Here is a 17,298-nt window from a genome sequence, read left to right on the forward strand (position 1 = left end):
ATGCTTAGAGGACATGGCAGACCGGAACGGAGCGTCCCCGGAGGCGCCGGAACGACCGTTACTGTTAGAGGGAGTGTAGGCGCCGTAGGGGATGTTCCGTTCCGGTCTGTTTGGGGATTAGCTATGGGGAACCGCTCTTTATCGTTGGGTGGGCGCCGGGGTTTTTTACGTTGGGCCGAAGGGCCAGCGTAAAAAAGGGCGGCAGGACCAGCCCTGGTGAGTATGCCTAGAGGACCAGGGCGGAAGACGGAGAGCGGTGCCGGATCCTGGAGGGAACGAAGTGACCGGAAGGTACGGCACAGGGACTATGCTTGGAGCGGCATGACTGGACCGGGCCTGGAGGGAGCGAAGGACCGAAGGGACGTAGCGGAAGGAAGGGCTGGGCCAGGGGGATGACTAAGCTAGGAAAAGGCTCCTCGGAGTTTGGAGCTCTAGCCGATGAAGCCTTATGACAAAACCAGCCGGTAATGAGTTGAGAAAAACCGGAACGGTTTTTGTCTATTTCTTTTTTTGGTAAGGCACTGGGAGCCGATTGCAATCACGGTCTTTTATGGTTTAGATTTTATTGTGAGCTTGAATTTTGAATATATTGCCCGGCCTTGGACGGAGAAGCGGATTCGGAAGGTCAATATACGGACGTGTCAGAAATTCTGTGTAAATGGCAAGTCGTCATTTGAACGGAACCCGTTCATTGCCAAATTCTATGGCGAATTGGTTTAGCGCCGGACCCCAGTTATGAATTGGCATGGTCCATTTTTCTGATGCATTCCGAATCGCCAAATACAATATCTTGAGTATAGCATCATCGTTGGGAAATGGCGAGCGGTTTTTGTAACTTTTCGCAGTTGGTAATTCAGGGACTCAATAGCATTGGTGGTGTAGATGGCCTTACGGATTTCCGGAGGATATTTAAAATATTCGCTCAGGTCATCCCATTGTGTGGTCCAGGATTTGTGAATCATCGGATATTTGTCATTCCAGATTTTGCCGAATTCTTCAAGGTTTTCTTGGGCCGCCTTTTCGGTGGGCGCGGTGTAAACCGTCTTTAAGTCAGCACACACTTTTTTTAGATCCTTGTACGAAACAAACTTAGTAGAATTGCGGATCATGTGGACGATACACAGCTGGACACGGGTGTCAGGATACACGGCTCTGACCGCCTCGGGGAAGCCTGAGAGCCCGTCCATGCAGGCGATGAGGATGTCAGCGACCCCACGATTTTTCAGTTCGTTGAGAACCCCCATCCAGAATTTGGCTCCCTCGTTCTCCGAGATCCAAAGCCCTAGAACTTCCTTCTGGCCCTCAAAATCCACTCCCAAGGCCACATAGACACTCTTGGTGCAGCTTTTCCCGTCCTGCTTACTATTTATCCGCAGGGCGTCCAGATACACGATGGCGTAGGATTTCTCCAGCTGTCGGTTCTGCCATTCCTTGACTTCCTCCATCACCGCCTCGGTTACCCGGCTTATCAAATCCGGTGAGACTTCAACGTTATAGATTTTTTCCAGGTGGGCTTTTATATCTCTCGCGGTCATTCCGAAGGAGTACATCGAAATTATCTGGTCGTTGAAAAGCGGGACCCGTTTTTCATACTTTGGTATTATTTGCGGCTCGAAGGTCCCGCTCCGATCCCGTGGTATCTGCACCACCGTGCTCTGGTTTTCGGTCAATACCGTCTTTTCGCTATGTCCGTTCCGGCTGTCCCCGGTGTTGTCGCCATCGTTGGAATGTTTCTCGTACCCCAGGTGTTCGTCCATTTCGGCTTCCATGATCTTGCTTAACAGTTTTCCCGTAAGCTGCTTTAACAAGCCGTCCTGTCCCAGAACCTCGTCTCGGGATAATCCCTTCAGGTTCACCTGGTCCAGCATCTGATCAATCAGATCTTTCTCTTTCGTCTTTCGTGTCTTGGCCATCTTTGCTCCCTTGGTATTCTACCATCTTTGGCCATTTACACATACTTCCTGACACGCCCCAATATACGGGAAAGCTATAAAGGCATTGGTATTTGAGGAAAATCAAAGCTTTATATTTTTGATTTCATACTTTTGTTCTTTTTCGTTCCACCAAAAATTACCATCCTTACAGATTTCCTTGGCCATGTTTTCGCAATCAGTCAAAAATGCCCCACCGTCAAACCCGTGTACAGCAATGCCATATTTCCGGGAAAGTACAGTCATTTCAGCTATAAAATTGTCGATATTTTCTTTATTCCTTTGCATTTTCATGATCCTCATTAATTTCAAAGAATGCATCTATTTTTCACCTATAGCTTTGCTATCCAGCAAGAGTTTTTTATAGTCCTTTGGCAGTTTGGGACTTGTGGTATAGGTCGCTACGCCTATGGGCATGGGGCTTGTTCTGAGGGAGTATTCGACGATAGTGCGATCCTTTTCTTTACAGATATAATTCCGATGGAATCATTCTCATCGCTTAGTTTGACTTTTTCGTTCAGGATAGTCAGATAGAATTCCATTTTGCCTTTGTATTCAGGCTGGAACTCACCTATTTTAAGTTCGACAGCAACAAGACAATGCAAAGACCGATGATAAAGAAGAAGGTCAATGAAATACTCTTTCTTACCAGCCTTGATTTTAAATTGATTGCCGATGAAAGCAAATTGATTCCCCATTTCAAGTAGAAAAGAACGGATGTTATTCACCAGGGCGGATTCAAGTTCCCGTTCGGAGTGTTCGTCGGCCAAGTCAAGGAAATCGAAGGTATACTCATCCTTTACCGCAAGGATGGCTTGTTTCCGTATGTTTTCAGGAAGGGTTGTATCATAATTGGTTTGGTCCAAAAGGTACTTTTCATAGGTCTTGTTGCCTATCTGATTTATGAGTACATTTTTTGACCAGCCAAATTTCTTTGTCGCCATGATGTAAAAGCGCCTTTCCTGAGTATCCTTGCATTTTTTCATTATGGCAATATGCTTAGACCAGCTAATTTCTCGAACCAGTGGTTCGAGAAATTCAACATCGTGATATTCCGAATAGAATTGCGCCATGTACCACAAATTTGACACGGAAAAACCGCTGATGCCATGGAATTCCTTTTGCAGTTCACTAGACAATACCGGGACTATGGACTTGCCCCAGCTTTCGGATTGTTTGTCGGAAATATCCTTGCCAATATCCCAATAGAGGTTTATCAGATGGGTGTTTACCACTTTTAAGGCCTCGTACTGGGCAAGATGAATTTTTTCTTTGATTGAGGCGATAAAGAAAAGTTGACTATTATTCATTGTACCTTCAAATCCTCTGAGATTCCAATATCATTAATTGCCTGAATTAAGTCATCTAACAAATCTTGAGAGGCATCGCTATCTATTGAAAAAGAAATTGACAAATTAATCCGCAAATTTTTTCCTAAACGAATTTTTGGGATTAATCTAGTACCGATGCGATTAAATGAGTCCGGTGGAATTGTACCAGATATGATAATGTTTTGCTCTATACGGGCTGAAGATATTTGCGTTGATTTAGATTGTACCGAATCAGGCACAGGTGACTCTGGAGTATTTTGTGTGTCGGGCACCGGAGAAGTTTCAGCAGAGGATTCAGATTGCTCTGTAACTTTTTTTAATTTTTGCGCCTGACTTTTTAAGAGTAAATACACTTCCGGCTCAAAGGAGACTTCTTCAGGGAATACCTGTTCCTGATACCAAATACGGCTATATGTACCAAAAGCGTTTTTACCTGAGGATAACCCGAATTCACCTCGAAATACAAAATCACAAATTTTTAATCGCAAGGCACTATCGGGATCCAATAGACGGGTAAGAGAACCATTAAGAAAACTCTGCCGTAGGCTGGATAAAGGCCAAGCCCCTATTTCCTTTAAAGCGGGCGGCCAGTTGCGCTCTATGTAACCCGCGCCTACGGTTTCGTTCAGCAAGGCATTGGATTTTAGAGCAGTAAGTATCCTGCTGCAGAGCGTTTCGGAGGCGGAAGAATGACCAGCGCCAAGATCAATGACTTTGAGAGAATCCTTTTCACAAGCATCATAAATAACCGCATAGCGGTAACCACCCCATACTTCCTCTTTAGCATAATCTTTTGCGTTTAATGTTTTTGTTCCTATATCGTTTGTTTCATCCCTGCTAAAGTCGCTGCCCAAAGTACCGGATCGGATTTCACTATGTACTCGTTCCCAAGCGAGCTTGTTTTCAATACATTCACGCAGCTCACGACCTGGTCTTTTCAAACACCATATAAGAGAACCCGGATACAGGCGAGGGGAAGTTCCGTGATTACTAGTCCAACTTGCTATTTTTTTTCGGAGCATTTGAAATGTACCGGTTTCCTCACCGGACCACTCAATTAACGGATCTGCTACAACCATAGTCAATTTAGGAGAATCGGGAATGGCCATTTCATCTGCAGGAAAGGAAATTATTGGAATCGTCGCATTACGTTTGAATTCTTCTTCAACTGTCTTCCGAATTGCGGGTATTATTTCTGTTTCCTCATCAAGGGATGCGCGGCGGTCAGAGACTACCTTTTTTAACGTAGGCTGATAGCCAATTTTATAACCATCGGATCCTACCTTACGGATAAAATATGATTTAGATTCCAGTTTATAAGCGGCAGTATCTATTGAGGTTGTATCTATTTCGGGTTCACAAAGGGCAAAACGAAGTTCCGGAAGGTGGGCGATTTTGTCAACCTGACCTCCTGAGGATTCAAAAAGGATTGTCGTACCTACCCTTCGGTGAATGTTTTGCAATGGGCCGGATGTATCGGCGTCAAGCGCTTGGGCGTGGGATTGATTATCTGAAATATCAGTATTGATAGCTGCCAGGAGGCGAGATTCACCAAGTTGTCCAAGTACAACACTACGGAATTCCGGAATATCAAGAGGAGCGGAACCGAGGGTGATGAGCGGTTCCTTTCTTGCATTTATATGATCACTTTGAAAAACCTGGGATACCCATTGGGCAAGCATGGACAGAGTTCCGCGGGTCTGCTGGTATTGGGGAAGGGCTTGCCATTTACGTTGAAATACGGAAAGCGTTGCAGGGTGAAATGGATAACAGGTTTCAAAACGTTTATATAACAGATCCTTGGCACTTGCTTCTGAAACAGAAGTATCAACGGAAGTCCATTCGGGAGGAAGCTGGGCGCGGTGCTCAAAATACCATTCGGCATAGGTTTTTGCAACCGCTTTTCTGGTTTCTTCGCGGCCAATACTCTCAAAAAGGCGACGCCTGACAACTTCGCCGATTTCAGCTTCATCATTGGCAATAAGGTCTTTTGCAACACGGCGGACTACTTTGGTAATTTTATCCTGCCACTGCATATCTCGTTCGGTCATTTCCGTCTGGCTTCGGGGTAAACTGATTAGAATCGCTCCGTGGGTAGTGCCGGTGACAGCAATCGTTAAATTCTGGATAAAGGCATAGAATTGCTCATCCATGTTGCGATGGCGGTTAAGAAAATTTAATACTTCATCGAATAATAACAGAACAGGTTTATTCACCGCTTTAAATACCCGGATCAATGCTTCGGTGCCGGGGGGGATGGTTTTTGCGGATTCACCAAGTTCTTTAATACCGGCATCTCCTGCAAGCTGAAAGGCTATATCCAGCCATGGTGTCTCCCTGCCGGGAGTGGGGTCCCAAGAATTGCCGACAAAGGCGGCGACTTTTGCCTCAGGTACACTTGAGAGATTTGCTTCCTTTAGAAGTTCTGCTACGCCTGAATAATCAGCGGCCTTTTTAGCAGAAGTTACCAGGTGATAAAGTGTGGTAAGGGTATGGGTTTTCCCTCCGCCAAATTGAGTAATGAGGGTCATTACCGGGGCGGTGTTGGCGGTTTTGCCGGATAAACGGCGCAACACCATAGCGGTATGTTCCCGCAAGGCGCGGGTAAAACAGGTACGAGAAAAGAACTGTCCGGGGTCACTGTAATCTTCGGGGGCTGTTTTGTTAATTACCTGTTCAAGATGGATGGCAAATTCGTCAGGGTTAAAGGAACGCCCCTCGCGGACTTCCTTTCGGGGAATTGCAACATTATACCAGTATTCCATTTCCAGTTCCTTTTAAAAACAAATACAAATTTTTACCTCGGCATTGCCAACAACATGGCATCCAACAAACGTTTTTCTTCACTACTTGACGGGTATAGGGCAGAAAGGGCGTTAGAAAGACGCAAGAAATCGGGACCACGTTCTTGTTCGGATTTTAGCATGGAACGAAGGCCATTGGTCTGACCTGAAGCCTGAAGCAGCATTGCGGCATGAACACGATCCAGAGTGGTAGCCTGCTGTTGATGAATGAATTCAATATCGCCCAAAGAAGATGAACCTGCCCTTTTTCGTCCGCGAATATGAGGGGTGGACGGTATATCGAAATCAGGAAACAGGGATAGCTGTAGGGCTTGGACAGGATCGCGTTCCAGTTCCTGCGCTACTGCTTGAGCACCTTCATCACCGAAAAGTTGTTTTGCCCGCTCGGTTACCGGGATCAGGCGGACATCGCTTTTTATGGTTTCTATGATACGGCCTTCCCATTTATGCAGATCCACGCCGAGAGGCTGGGCAAAACGGCGGGCTACATCGTAGGTAAGGGTAAAGCCGTTTTTCTTTTTACTACCTGTGTCATCATCATCTTCTTCGTCAGTTGAAGATAAACCGTTTCCCTGTCCGGTAGTACCGCTATCAGGAGAATCACCGCTAGAATTATTATTGGAAGCCTGTAATGTCCACAAAAACAAAGCGGTTAAACGGGCATCTTCTTCAAGCGCCCCTGCGGCTCCGTTACGGGCTTTTGCTTCTGCGGTTCCCAGGACTTGTTCAAGAGCCGAGCGGCCTACTACTTCCCAAACTTTTTCGAGATAACGGGTAAGGGTGACTTCACTCCCATCGGCGGTTTCGACCTTGCTGTACTTGCTAAATATTTCCAGCGCTGGGCCAATACAGGCAAAAATAAGATCCGCGCCGCGGATACCTTCTCCCTGAAGCCGTTCCATCCATTCGCCGACACGTCGGGGAAGTTCCCCCAGAATCTTATCCCAATCGCCAATGGGAGCGTCCTCAGGGCGTGGACGGCAAACAAGGTGTACACTGGTTTCTAGTGCCGCAAAGCCCTGACCGCGCATACGCTGACGACGTTCTGTGGCTATAGGCCAAGAACCCGTGGTACACCAGCCAGCTTGAACAAAGAGCAGAAACCAAGGCCTCCCAGCGGTCGGTCTCTTTATGGGCAAAGACAAAAGAAGCAACACCATCTTCCCGAATGATACGCTTCATTTGGGTAAAAGCCTGCCTCATACCGTATTCATACCATTGACGGTCATGTACACCACCTTCGGAAACGGCACGATTTTCGGTAAGCTCACGAGCCTTTTCGGTCTGCCCAGCAGCAAAGGATTTAGCCAGCCTTTCCTTAAGCCCAAGATGAAGATATCCGTAAAAAAAATCAGAAAGGTGGGCATACGGAATTTGATTTGCATAGGGCGGATCGGTAAAGATGATATCCACCGATTCATCGGGCAATACCGGGTCCAAGGCATTTGCCAACAAGGGAGAAACTGGATGTGGATGGGTACTCGTAAGCAAATGAAGAGCGCTTTGGATACTGCGGACCGAATACCCTAATCCATCGCAATTATTACTTAATGGATTACTTTCCACAAAATCGGCGCGAAACGGAATACCCGAACCCTGTATAAATATAGATTTTACACCTTCTGAAAGCCAGACACAAAGTGAAGTATGATACTGACTGTTATCGGAATAAGCGATATAGAGGCAGGCGGCTAAAGCGTTGAACAGTTCTTTATCATGTATCTTTTTTTGCGCTCCCCGTAGGGCATCTTCAATTATTTCATGAATAATCCAGCGTGAAAATTTCTGACGAGGTGCGAGAACATCTTCCCATGTTTTTATTCCATAAGGTCCAGGAGGAAAAGCCCGTGTGTCATTCTGTGGGAAAGAAGGCATTTCAAAATGAATAGACTTTGCTTTTTCTGCAGCCTTATTAAAGGCTTCAAAGTCTCTTGCAGTTGGTTTAAAATAATCCTTTTTGCCATTAGTACCTTCGCGGGCTATCGCGAAAAGTATTGCATCATCGGATCCGCTGTGTTTGTCCCTCAACTGAGCCTGTACCCGCTCGCGTTGAGTTACCACATGGCACTTCGGACAGGTTGCCTTCATTTTGGCAACCGTACCTTTTTCAATTTCACCATCATTATTGTAGGAAAAAATATCGATAGATGGCTCCGTTGATCCGGAAGGGTATTTAATACGCAAAGCCTTTTTTCGTTGTTTCGATATTGAAAGCTGCAGACCGCGAATTAACGGGATAGTAACGCCGCAGTTTGATCCTTCACACTTGACAGTTCTTGCCCAGAGGTACGCAAGGGGTTTCCGCCCCTGATCATCAGCGGGGTAATATACCGCAAGGCGTTTTTCCGTTTCTTTTAATACCCAATCGGACCAGATATCAAATTGTTTAGTAAGCTCGGTTCCCTTTCGGGGGCACCATTCCAGGGCGATTTTTAAGAGGAGCCATGCGACAGGATTAAGATCGCTGGAAGTAACTTCGCAACCCAAACGCTGGGCTTCAAGCGGGATGGAACCACCACCTGAGAAGGGGTCAAGCACATGGGGATCGTTTCCGTAGGCTGCTTTGATGAGATCATGGGCGGTAGAAACAAATCCGGCAGTATTGACAGAATCCCAGGGGGCGATTTTGGAGACAAAATTAAATAGGGCTTTTTGAAGATCCTTATCTTTTGGGCCTATTTTTTCACTCGATAAAGCTTCTATAGCCTTGTTTTTAAATTCTTTCGGGCAGGCAGCATCACATGGATCAGGCAACAATAATGTTAAGAGCAAAGAACGGCAGGCAGATAAAGGACGGCGAGCCCACCATGAATGGAGCAAAGAAATATGCCCGCTTTCGATGCGGGTTTTACGGTTATTTTCTTCTACACAGGCTAAGTTTACAATCGACAGGGGGAAGTCCACTTCCGCAAGACGTTTACATTCTTTAGGTATCATTTTGATTCTCCGTAGTGCGGAGGATTTTCATGCACTTCCATAGGTTTGGTCATGGCATTAATTGCAAGAGTATAATGAGCGACTTTTTTTACTTCGTTCCAAGGGAATCTCGCCGGGTCTTGTATCGGATCCTGCATTACAGGGTCTGTATCGCAATTTGTTACTATATAGAGCCAATAGCAATCTGGACGGTCTTCGGCAACATGACGTTCATTAGGGGTTAAGAGGATATTTCCCGTAGACGCGCCAATGCCTTTTATTTCGATAAGACGAAGCTCGCCGGAGCAGGGCTTAAGACTGGTAATGTCGTATCCAAGATTTTTCTTATGAATATCATCAACTTGGCAACCACGTTTTTTCTCATATTCTATTACTATCTGCATAGCAATTGCTTCTGTCTCAAGGTTTTGACGTAGATGGCGTACTTCACTGTCTTCGCGGTCAGGATGCGGCAGTACAAGAACACTGGTAATGCGCTCTATACCCTGGAGCGAAAGAGAACGTTGCCTTTCAAGTTCCTCTCTGCGCCTATCACGCCGGGTACGAAGTTCATCATGGCGGTTCTCGGCCATGATGAGGCGGCCTTCGGATCCTGGTGTTTTCATCTCAACTTCGGCAGCAATTTTACCAATTTCTTCATCGGCCTTTTGGATAAGTTCGTTTAGCGATAGTTCAACATGGGAAACTATCCGCTTAAGCTCTAAAAGCCGTTCATTGCGAATTTCTTCAAGAAAGGGCTGATACGCATTAGTCTGCATGAAGGCATCCGCTTCAGGGATAAACGCTACTTGGGGTAAGATATCAGGAATCGTTGCAGGAGTAAAATCGCCTAAGGCGCTACTTTCACAAAGTTCAGGAATTTCATCTTTTTTTAATTGTACAGCAAAGAAACGTTCATGAATAATCTGTCCCAAGCCATCAACTACACGGGCACGGTAAAAATCAATGCGGGTAGCTTGTTCGTTATTCAAAGAATAGAAACAGGTACCCTGGCTAAAGACATCAAGGGCAGATAAAGAAACATGGCGGCGAACTGCCTCAAAAAGGGGATGTCCAGGGGTTACCCATTCCAGGGTATGTTTCTCGGCTATTTCACGGTCAGTTGAACAGCGGGGATACCTGTTTACCAGAGCAGGGAGCCGCCAATCGTCTTCCCGCTCAAAACGATGAAGGGACGAAGGCGTTTTTCCAGGGTCAAAGGTATGGGGTATACCGGCTACAATTTTAAAAGGCATTTTCACGTAATCGGAACTTTCAAAGAGAAAACGGGATATGGTTTCCGGCACTACTCGATGTTCCTGGGCTTTTGCACGGCGTTCCACCAGCATGGCGAGGTTAAGTTTTTTTGATGCAAGGCCTTCCAGAGCATTTTGGCAAATGGCGCGGAATTGCCGTTCATCAACATTTCTTAACAATCTGTCTTCAAGATCGACATCACCAAGTTTTCCGGCATAATAATCGCGCAATACCCGCTCAATATGGGCGGAAGGCAGAACTTCACCCACCACATTGAATACCGCATCGTCATCAAGAGCATTACGGATTTCCTGTAATTTGAAAAGCAGGGTTCCAAGGACTCTGCCTTCAATGGTGTTGGTAGCCACGAAATTGAAGATAAGGCAATCTTTACGTTGACCATAACGATGGATACGCCCCATGCGTTGTTCAAGACGGTTGGGATTCCAGGGGATGTCGTAATTAAAAAGGATATTACAAACCTGAAGATTAATACCTTCACCGGCTGCTTCGGTGGCTACAAGGATTTGTATTGCCCCTTCCCTGAATTGCTGTTCAGTAAAAAGGCGTGTACCGGCTTCATCACGGGAACCGGGTTTCATACTGCCGTGTATACAACCAACACTAAAACCCCACTCTTTGAATTTTGACATGAGGTAATTGAGGGTGTCTTTGAATTCGGTAAACACCAGAAGGCGTTGGTCGTTATGATCAAAAAAACCTTCTGTTTGGAGTAAATCTTTCAGACGGGACAGTTTCGCTTCTACTCCTGCATTTTCTATTTCTTGGGCATGAAGGGCAAGTTCCTTTAACTTTTGTATTTCCTCTTGAATTTGTGTTTCATTCCCTGCAATTGTTATAGCTTCAAGAATTGCTTCGAGGCGTTCGCGTTCAATATCTTCCATTTCATCGAGTTCTTCTTCGGTAGGCAAATCAAGAGGAGCCTGGGTTGCCAGTTGCTGAGCATGTTTGAGACCTTCTTCCAGACGCCGAGCCCGGTTTTCAAGAGAATGGCGCATAGCATAGGTACTGGACGCAAGACGGCGTTGATAGAGGGCCATTAAGAAACCTACAGCACGAGCGCGAGGAGTATCACCCATAGCGGCAGCTTTGACACTTTGTTCTCGAACAAAATTGGTAACCGCTTTGTATAATTCGTACTCAGGGCCGTCAATATTGAAATCAACAGTACGTGTAATTCGCTTGGTGAATATTTTTTTCGCCGCCCAAGTACCATCTTCTTTTTGTTCAGGAAAATAGACCATAGCTTCTTTTGTACGACGCAAATAGAACGGGGCACAACGATTTTCCATGGCCTGATGGATCGACTTAACATCGGCAAAAGCATCAGTATCAAGCAATTGCAAAAAGAGCGTAAAATTGTTTGGATCGCCTCGGTGTGGTGTAGCGGTTAATAAAAGTAGATGATCTGTGGTATCCCTCAGTAATTCACCGAGTCTGTAACGCTGACTTTTATGGGATTCATCGGAAGCGGACATACGGTGAGCTTCGTCTACAATAACGAGATCCCAGCGGGTTTGCTGTAAACCGGGAAGAATATCTTCCCGCTTAGCAAGGTCAAGGGAAGTGATGACTCTTTTTTTCTCCTGCCATTGGTTAAAGCCGAATTGTTCGCGAATATCGCTGCCTTTCATCACTTCGAATTTGGTCTCAAATTTTTCTTTGAGTTCCCGCTGCCACTGGAAAGCAAGGTTGGCTGGACAAACTATCAAAATACGCTCGGCAAGGCCTCGCAGTTCCAGTTCCCGAATTAAAAGGCCCGCCATAATAGTTTTGCCAGCCCCGGCATCGTCGGCAAGAAGAAAACGAACACGAGGCAACTTTAGAAGGTAATCGTAAACAGCTTCTAACTGGTGCGGAAGGGGGTCTACTCTGGATATGGAAAGGCCAAAATAAGGGTCAAATTCATAGGCGATGCCAAGAGAGTAGGCTTGGATTCCCAGACGAAGGAGCCTACCATCACCATTATAGGTATAGATCTCATTTAGAATAGTAAGGGAGGCGATTTCTTCGGGTGTAAGCGTAACTCTACGGAACCGTTCAGTCTGGGTGCCGACCATACCAATAGTTAAAGCGCCTGAACCATCTTCGCGGATGGTCTCTACCTTCATGGGTTCGTTAAAAAGGGGGCTTTTTACTATTTGCCCTTCTCTAATGGGCGGTGCTTCCGGCATGTAAACAAACTCCTTTGGGGAATAGGCTTTCAAAAAGAAAACAAGAAATTATTATATGCCTTTGCAGTGATTTGGGCTATGGGGCAAAAATAATCCAAAAATTAATTAAATGTATGAAAAAGTAGACATATGGCTATTTTGCAACCTTCTACTTTTCTAAATAATGACTTTTTTGGGTTCTATATTGACAGCCTTGTATTCTACCCTAAAAACAACAATACATTTAGTCTCAAAGATCTGGTCTTCGACCTTTTTCCAGACAAATAGCCGAGAGGTGAGAATTCTTCCTATTTTGTCTTTCAGATCCTCATCCATTTGAGGAATGGAACATCCGGCAGGTTTTACCATGGATTTCTACACTGGGGATTTGCCGGGTCTCGCTGTCCTGAAACTAGTAAATCTTCCTAATATGTTTCTATACATAGAATTATCGACCTTGCCTTGCAACCTGAGCCAAAACATGATAAATTTATGGTATACCTAGCGGGGAGGTTCAGTATGCAGCAGGCAGTCATATCGTTTTCCGATGATTTATTGCTCTCGTTAAATATGTCTGTGGGGGAGCTTGTTTCCTCCATGCGGAAAGAATACGCTACAAAGATGTATCAGCAGGGCAAGCTGACCCTTGGACAGGGGGCGGAGTTCTGCGAAATATGCCTCTATGACTTTACTGCTCTCCTTGCCGTTCAATATATTCCGGTTATCAATTATGAAATCGAAGATTTAGACCGGGAGCTTGAAAGCATCGGCGTGATATGATTATTGTCTGTGATTCCATCCCGCTGAATGATGATTCAGATCTTTATTTAAAAGTAAAATTAGTTATTGATTTTTTATCGGAGTCACCGTACTTCCGAAGGAGTTACATAAATATTTTGAATCCCTGGCTATTGGGAAAATAGTAACGAAGTTGTAAGGATTTTACAAATGGAAATGTTGATTGAACGCAGGCCCTATATGCAGCAGTTACGGGAACTTAGGGATGAGCACATTATAAAGGTCATTACCGGAGTACGGCGCTGTGGTAAATCAACCTTATTGGAAATGTTCGCTGATGAATTGCGAAAAACTGTCACTGAAGAGCAAATTCAGTTTTATAACTTTGAAGATCCGGATATTTTTGCCATTGGTGATTACAAGCAAATATACGACCATATCAAAGTAAAGCTTGTCCCAGGAAAAATGAATTATATCTTTCTTGATGAAGTGCAAAACATTACAACCTTCGAGCGTCTTGTGGACGGCCTGTTTATCAAGAAAAATGTCGATCTTTATATCACTGGTTCCAACGCATATCTCCTTTCCGGAGAATTGGCAACCTTGCTGACAGGCCGATATATCGAAATCAGCTCTTTGCCCTTTTCATTTAATGAATATTGGCAATTTAACCTAAATTCCCAAAACTTGTCAAAAAATGAAAGTTTTAGGAATTTAGGGAATAGCCCATCAAATCCCCCAAATTTATCAAAAATGGAACTTTTGGGAAATTTTACCTATACCGGCAGTATTCCACAAGCGGTCAATTTGTCCTTTCGTAATCCTCAACAGGCGGATACCCTTCTTAAAGGAATTTTAAATACCATTATTGAGAAGGACATCTTTACGCGGCGTGAGATTTACAACAAGCCAACCTTCCAGAAAATAGTCGATTTTCTCCTGGATTCTATCGGGTCTTTTGTTTCACCCAGTTCAATTTCCAATGCTTTTAAGAGTGACGGTATTATAATAGACAATAAGACGGTCGCCCAATATTTGGAATATCTTGCTTCGGCGTTTCTTTTCTATAAAGTTCCGCGATACGATATTAAAGGAAAAAATCTTTTACGGACCCTGGACAAGTATTATGTTGCGGATACCGGCTTTCGCAAGGCTCGGCTTGGCAAAAGACTTGAGGAGGATCGCGGCCACTTGCTTGAAAATGTTGTATACCTTGAACTTCTCCGGCGGAACCGTGAAGTCTATGTCGGTAAAATGCGCGATAAAGAAGTTGATTTTGTGGTCATTGATAAGGAAGGGTATGTTTCTTACTATCAGGTTGCATATTTGGTAGTAGATCCGGCGACTTTGGAACGTGAGCTCGCGCCACTCAATGCCATTAAAGATTCCAATCCAAAATATTTGCTGACTACCGATATAGATTTTAATCCTGTATATAATGGTATTCGTAAATTAAATGTTTCCGAATGGCTATCGGAAAAGAATTGAGCCGACGAACGATTTTTCGTAATATAAAAATATTGACTGAAAAAAATATTATCAAGCGAGAGGGTTCTGACAAGACAGGAATAAAGCTACCGGTAGAGTACAATTACTGCGTTCTCATACTTTTTCTACACTCTGTGAATCCTCTGAGAAACGATATGAGAAAATTTAAGGCAATTATGACTGATTCTGACCAATTTAGACCAATGGTGATTGGCTTAATTTCATTTGTGATATACAATTATTACTAAAGATTGAGGCGTAGGCGGCCCTGTAAATCTGTTGGCTCAGCCTTCGTAGGTTCGAATCCTTCACTCCCCAAAGTGAGTTAATTCCTTGCGTTGCAAGGAATTAGAAAATCATTAGTAAGAGCTACCGGGAAAACCGGCGCAATTACTCCAAATCATCTTTAGAAAGAGTCTTTAGAGACTTTCTAAGAGGAGGAGCAATGCGCCGGTTTTATCTTTTTCCAGGCAAGAGCGGAAACTATTTCGCTCAGATTATGGACCTGAATACGGGGACTGTCGTAGTTACCAGGTCAACACGGACAACTAACCGGGACGAGGCGGCAATCATAGCTGGGGAATGGCTCAAAAATGGCTTCCCGGTGGCCCGCGTACAGGCTTACCGCCGCACCGTGGAGGCTACTGGCGGGCTCAAAAACATCCTGCAATCCATCGAAAAGACCTCCGACCTTGACCCGGCGGCGGCGCTTCAAATTGCCGATGCCCTCCGCCGCAGGGGGCTTATCAGCTTCCCTGTAGTAAAGCCCGGAAAAGGAAACCGGGATTTTATCGAGTATCTCAAAGAATTCTGGGATTGGGAAAAATCCCCCTATATCCGGGAAAAGCTCAATCGGGGATATAAAATAGGCAAGCGCCATGCCCTGGAAAGCGGAAACCGCATAGCCCGAAACTGGGAACCCTTTTTTAGGGGCCGCACCCTGGACACTATTACCCGGGAAGATATAAAGAAATTTTCCCTCTGGCTGGGGGAAACCAAAAACGATAAAGGCGAAAAGTACTCCGCCAATTACCTAAACGCCATTTTGATTGCGGGGTTTACCCCGTTGAAGTGGGCAGCCGCTGAAAAGATAATCCCCGCAGATCCCACCGATGGGCTTTTGAGGTTTTCCGGGACTATCAAGAAGCGCGGCGTATTGACCCCGCAAGAAGCGGGGGAACTGTTCTCTATGCCCTGGAAAGACGAGCGGGTCCGCATTGCAAACCGTCTGGCAGCCACTACAGGGCTCAGGCTGGGGGAAGTGTTGGCCTTGCGGGAATCGGACCTTGAGCCGGTAAAGCCTATTTTGTATGTCCGCCATTCATGGAGTATAGACGGGCTAAAGGCTCCCAAAACTAACGAGGAACGCCGGGCAATCCTGCTGCCGGAAATCCGGGCGGAACTGCTGGCCCTCTTAAAAGACAACCCCCACCAGGGCGGGGATAGGTTTATTTTTTACAGCGCCCGCCCCGATACTCCCCTCAGTGAGAATATGCTTGTCCGGGGTTTACACGAAGCAATCGAAAAATTGAATGAGAATCTCAAAGCCGAAAACCGGGAACAGGAAAAAATCGACCAGAAAGGGCGGAATATCGTTTTCCACTCATGGCGGCATTATTACAGCGCCCGGATGCTGGACGAAGCTGAGGCCGAGGAGATTATGCGGACAACGGGGCATAAAACAAAGGCCGTTTTTGATGATTACGCGGATCACATTGAAGCCGAAAACCTTGAAAAAATGGGCAAAGTGGCCGCCAAGGTTTTTGCGAATATCGTCAAGTTTGAAAGGAAGGGGGCATAGCATATTCCAAAATTTTCAGGACAGGGACATCCGGCAGGGGCTAGACATATAAACACACGGTAAGCCCTAGCCGGATGTTCCAGGATTGTATAGAGAGGGGGGTTGAGGGCAAATTTCGGGGGAAATTTAACTATCCCCGAGCGCTCCGATCTATCTAATTTCCTCAAATTCGAGAGAATTAAAAAAAGGGTCCACTTCAAATGCAAGGATTTTTATCTTCAAGATGACAATATTTAATAATATGTCATTATAAATCCGACTTGAATTTTACCATTATTGCCCATCTCCCTATTTTATAGTATTCTGATGAACTATTGTGGTATAAGGAGATACGTCATGCCCAACCCCGTTCAAAATGGTTTTTTATTCTCCCAATTCCTTAAATTCTCCCTTCCCAGAGGTTCCCGATGGGCACAATAATCAAAATTTCCTCCTTCACCAAGGAAATCCTCGCAAAAACCAACATTCCGGTAGTTTTTTGTTCTCCCTCCCCGGTAACCGAACGGCTTTTACATGAAAGCAAACATCGGCAGGTCAGCTTGAATTTACCCCTTGCTAAGGCTCTTACCGCTCAAGACGAAAATTCCCGTCTTCTCCATGTGACCGATGAAGTCCTCAAAATCGTCCCCTCAGGTGGCGCCCCGGTGTACCTTACCGATTATGAAATGTTATTTGACCCACGCTACCGGCTGGATGTATTACGTCTTTTTTGTGATATATCCCGGAAAGTCAAATTGGCCGTTCATTGGCCCGGAACTTTTGAATCAAATACTTTGTATTACGCGGAACCGGGGTGCCCCGATTATCATACCTTCAACATCCAAAATTTTGATATTCTCTGCGTTGCATAAGGAGTAG

At 45.3% G+C, this 17,298-nt stretch carries 10 protein-coding genes and 1 pseudogene; 4 read left to right on the forward strand and 7 right to left on the reverse strand.

From position 1 onward, the window contains the following. Window positions 1-669: 669 nt before the first annotated feature. The 7 genes and pseudogenes from TPRIMZ1_RS18010 to TPRIMZ1_RS0100050 form a co-directional block, all read right to left on the reverse strand. Window positions 670-1,868, reverse strand: a pseudogene (locus TPRIMZ1_RS18010) (IS256 family transposase). Between the two features lie 147 nt (window positions 1,869-2,015). Further along, entirely contained in the window at window positions 2,016-2,219 is a 204-nt protein-coding gene (locus TPRIMZ1_RS0100025) for a hypothetical protein (protein ID WP_010252906.1), read from the reverse strand. 119 nt (window positions 2,220-2,338) lie between these two features. Further along, window positions 2,339-3,241: a PDDEXK nuclease domain-containing protein gene (locus tag TPRIMZ1_RS18015; RefSeq protein ID WP_010252908.1), complete on the reverse strand. Its 903-nt coding sequence runs from the start codon at window positions 3,239-3,241 to the stop codon at window positions 2,339-2,341. Next, the gene (locus TPRIMZ1_RS0100035) at window positions 3,238-6,027 is read right to left on the reverse strand and encodes a DUF499 domain-containing protein (protein WP_010252910.1); all 2,790 of its coding nucleotides are present in this window, start codon (window positions 6,025-6,027) and stop codon (window positions 3,238-3,240) included. The genes TPRIMZ1_RS18015 and TPRIMZ1_RS0100035 overlap by 4 nt, the downstream gene beginning before the upstream one ends. Window positions 6,028-6,059: 32 nt before the next feature. After that, window positions 6,060-6,968: a hypothetical protein gene (locus tag TPRIMZ1_RS0100040; RefSeq protein WP_026043411.1), complete on the reverse strand. Its 909-nt coding sequence runs from the start codon at window positions 6,966-6,968 to the stop codon at window positions 6,060-6,062. A gap of 64 nt (window positions 6,969-7,032) precedes the next feature. Continuing rightward, window positions 7,033-9,003 (reverse strand): DUF1156 domain-containing protein, encoded by a 1,971-nt coding sequence (locus tag TPRIMZ1_RS0100045; protein WP_026043412.1) that lies wholly within the window; start codon window positions 9,001-9,003, stop codon window positions 7,033-7,035. Beyond that, the gene (locus tag TPRIMZ1_RS0100050; protein ID WP_010252912.1) at window positions 9,000-12,434 is read right to left on the reverse strand and encodes a helicase-related protein; all 3,435 of its coding nucleotides are present in this window, start codon (window positions 12,432-12,434) and stop codon (window positions 9,000-9,002) included. Before TPRIMZ1_RS0100050 ends, TPRIMZ1_RS0100045 begins: the two co-directional genes overlap by 4 nt. 498 nt (window positions 12,435-12,932) lie before the next feature. Between TPRIMZ1_RS0100050 and TPRIMZ1_RS0100060 the strand changes: the two genes are divergently transcribed. The 4 genes from TPRIMZ1_RS0100060 to brxF all read left to right on the forward strand — a co-directional run bounded on the left by TPRIMZ1_RS0100060 (window position 12,933) and on the right by brxF (window position 17,291). Then, window positions 12,933-13,193 carry a UPF0175 family protein gene (locus TPRIMZ1_RS0100060; RefSeq protein WP_010252914.1) on the forward strand — a complete coding sequence of 87 codons (261 nt, stop codon included), beginning with the start codon at window positions 12,933-12,935 and terminating at the stop codon, window positions 13,191-13,193. Between the two features lie 168 nt (window positions 13,194-13,361). Further along, window positions 13,362-14,639, forward strand: a complete 1,278-nt coding sequence (locus tag TPRIMZ1_RS0100065; RefSeq protein WP_010252916.1) for an ATP-binding protein — start codon at window positions 13,362-13,364, stop codon at window positions 14,637-14,639. Between the two features lie 445 nt (window positions 14,640-15,084). Next, window positions 15,085-16,440, forward strand: a complete 1,356-nt coding sequence (locus TPRIMZ1_RS20780) for a tyrosine-type recombinase/integrase (protein ID WP_010252918.1) — start codon at window positions 15,085-15,087, stop codon at window positions 16,438-16,440. Between the two features lie 407 nt (window positions 16,441-16,847). After that, window positions 16,848-17,291: a BREX-3 system P-loop-containing protein BrxF gene (brxF, locus tag TPRIMZ1_RS19555; protein WP_010252920.1), complete on the forward strand. Its 444-nt coding sequence runs from the start codon at window positions 16,848-16,850 to the stop codon at window positions 17,289-17,291. The last annotated feature ends 7 nt before the right edge of the window (window positions 17,292-17,298 follow it).

Source organism: Treponema primitia ZAS-1 (genome assembly GCF_000297095.1).
GTDB lineage: Bacteria > Spirochaetota > Spirochaetia > Treponematales > Breznakiellaceae > Termitinema > Termitinema primitia_A.

Bases quoted from the DNA above. Each gene is read 5' to 3' on its own strand.
- TPRIMZ1_RS0100040 (WP_026043411.1), bottom strand. From the start codon at position 6,968: ATGGAACGGCTTCAGGGAGAAGGTATCCGCGGCGCGGATCTTATTTTT.
- TPRIMZ1_RS0100025 (WP_010252906.1), bottom strand. From the start codon at position 2,219: ATGCAAAGGAATAAAGAAAATATCGACAATTTTATAGCTGAAATGACT.
- TPRIMZ1_RS0100065 (WP_010252916.1), top strand. From the start codon at position 13,362: ATGGAAATGTTGATTGAACGCAGGCCCTATATGCAGCAGTTACGGGAA.
- TPRIMZ1_RS0100050 (WP_010252912.1), bottom strand. From the start codon at position 12,434: ATGCCGGAAGCACCGCCCATTAGAGAAGGGCAAATAGTAAAAAGCCCC.
- TPRIMZ1_RS18015 (WP_010252908.1), bottom strand. From the start codon at position 3,241: ATGAATAATAGTCAACTTTTCTTTATCGCCTCAATCAAAGAAAAAATT.
- brxF (WP_010252920.1), top strand. From the start codon at position 16,848: ATGGGCACAATAATCAAAATTTCCTCCTTCACCAAGGAAATCCTCGCA.
- TPRIMZ1_RS20780 (WP_010252918.1), top strand. From the start codon at position 15,085: ATGCGCCGGTTTTATCTTTTTCCAGGCAAGAGCGGAAACTATTTCGCT.
- TPRIMZ1_RS0100045 (WP_026043412.1), bottom strand. From the start codon at position 9,003: ATGATACCTAAAGAATGTAAACGTCTTGCGGAAGTGGACTTCCCCCTG.
- TPRIMZ1_RS0100060 (WP_010252914.1), top strand. From the start codon at position 12,933: ATGCAGCAGGCAGTCATATCGTTTTCCGATGATTTATTGCTCTCGTTA.
- TPRIMZ1_RS0100035 (WP_010252910.1), bottom strand. From the start codon at position 6,027: ATGGAATACTGGTATAATGTTGCAATTCCCCGAAAGGAAGTCCGCGAG.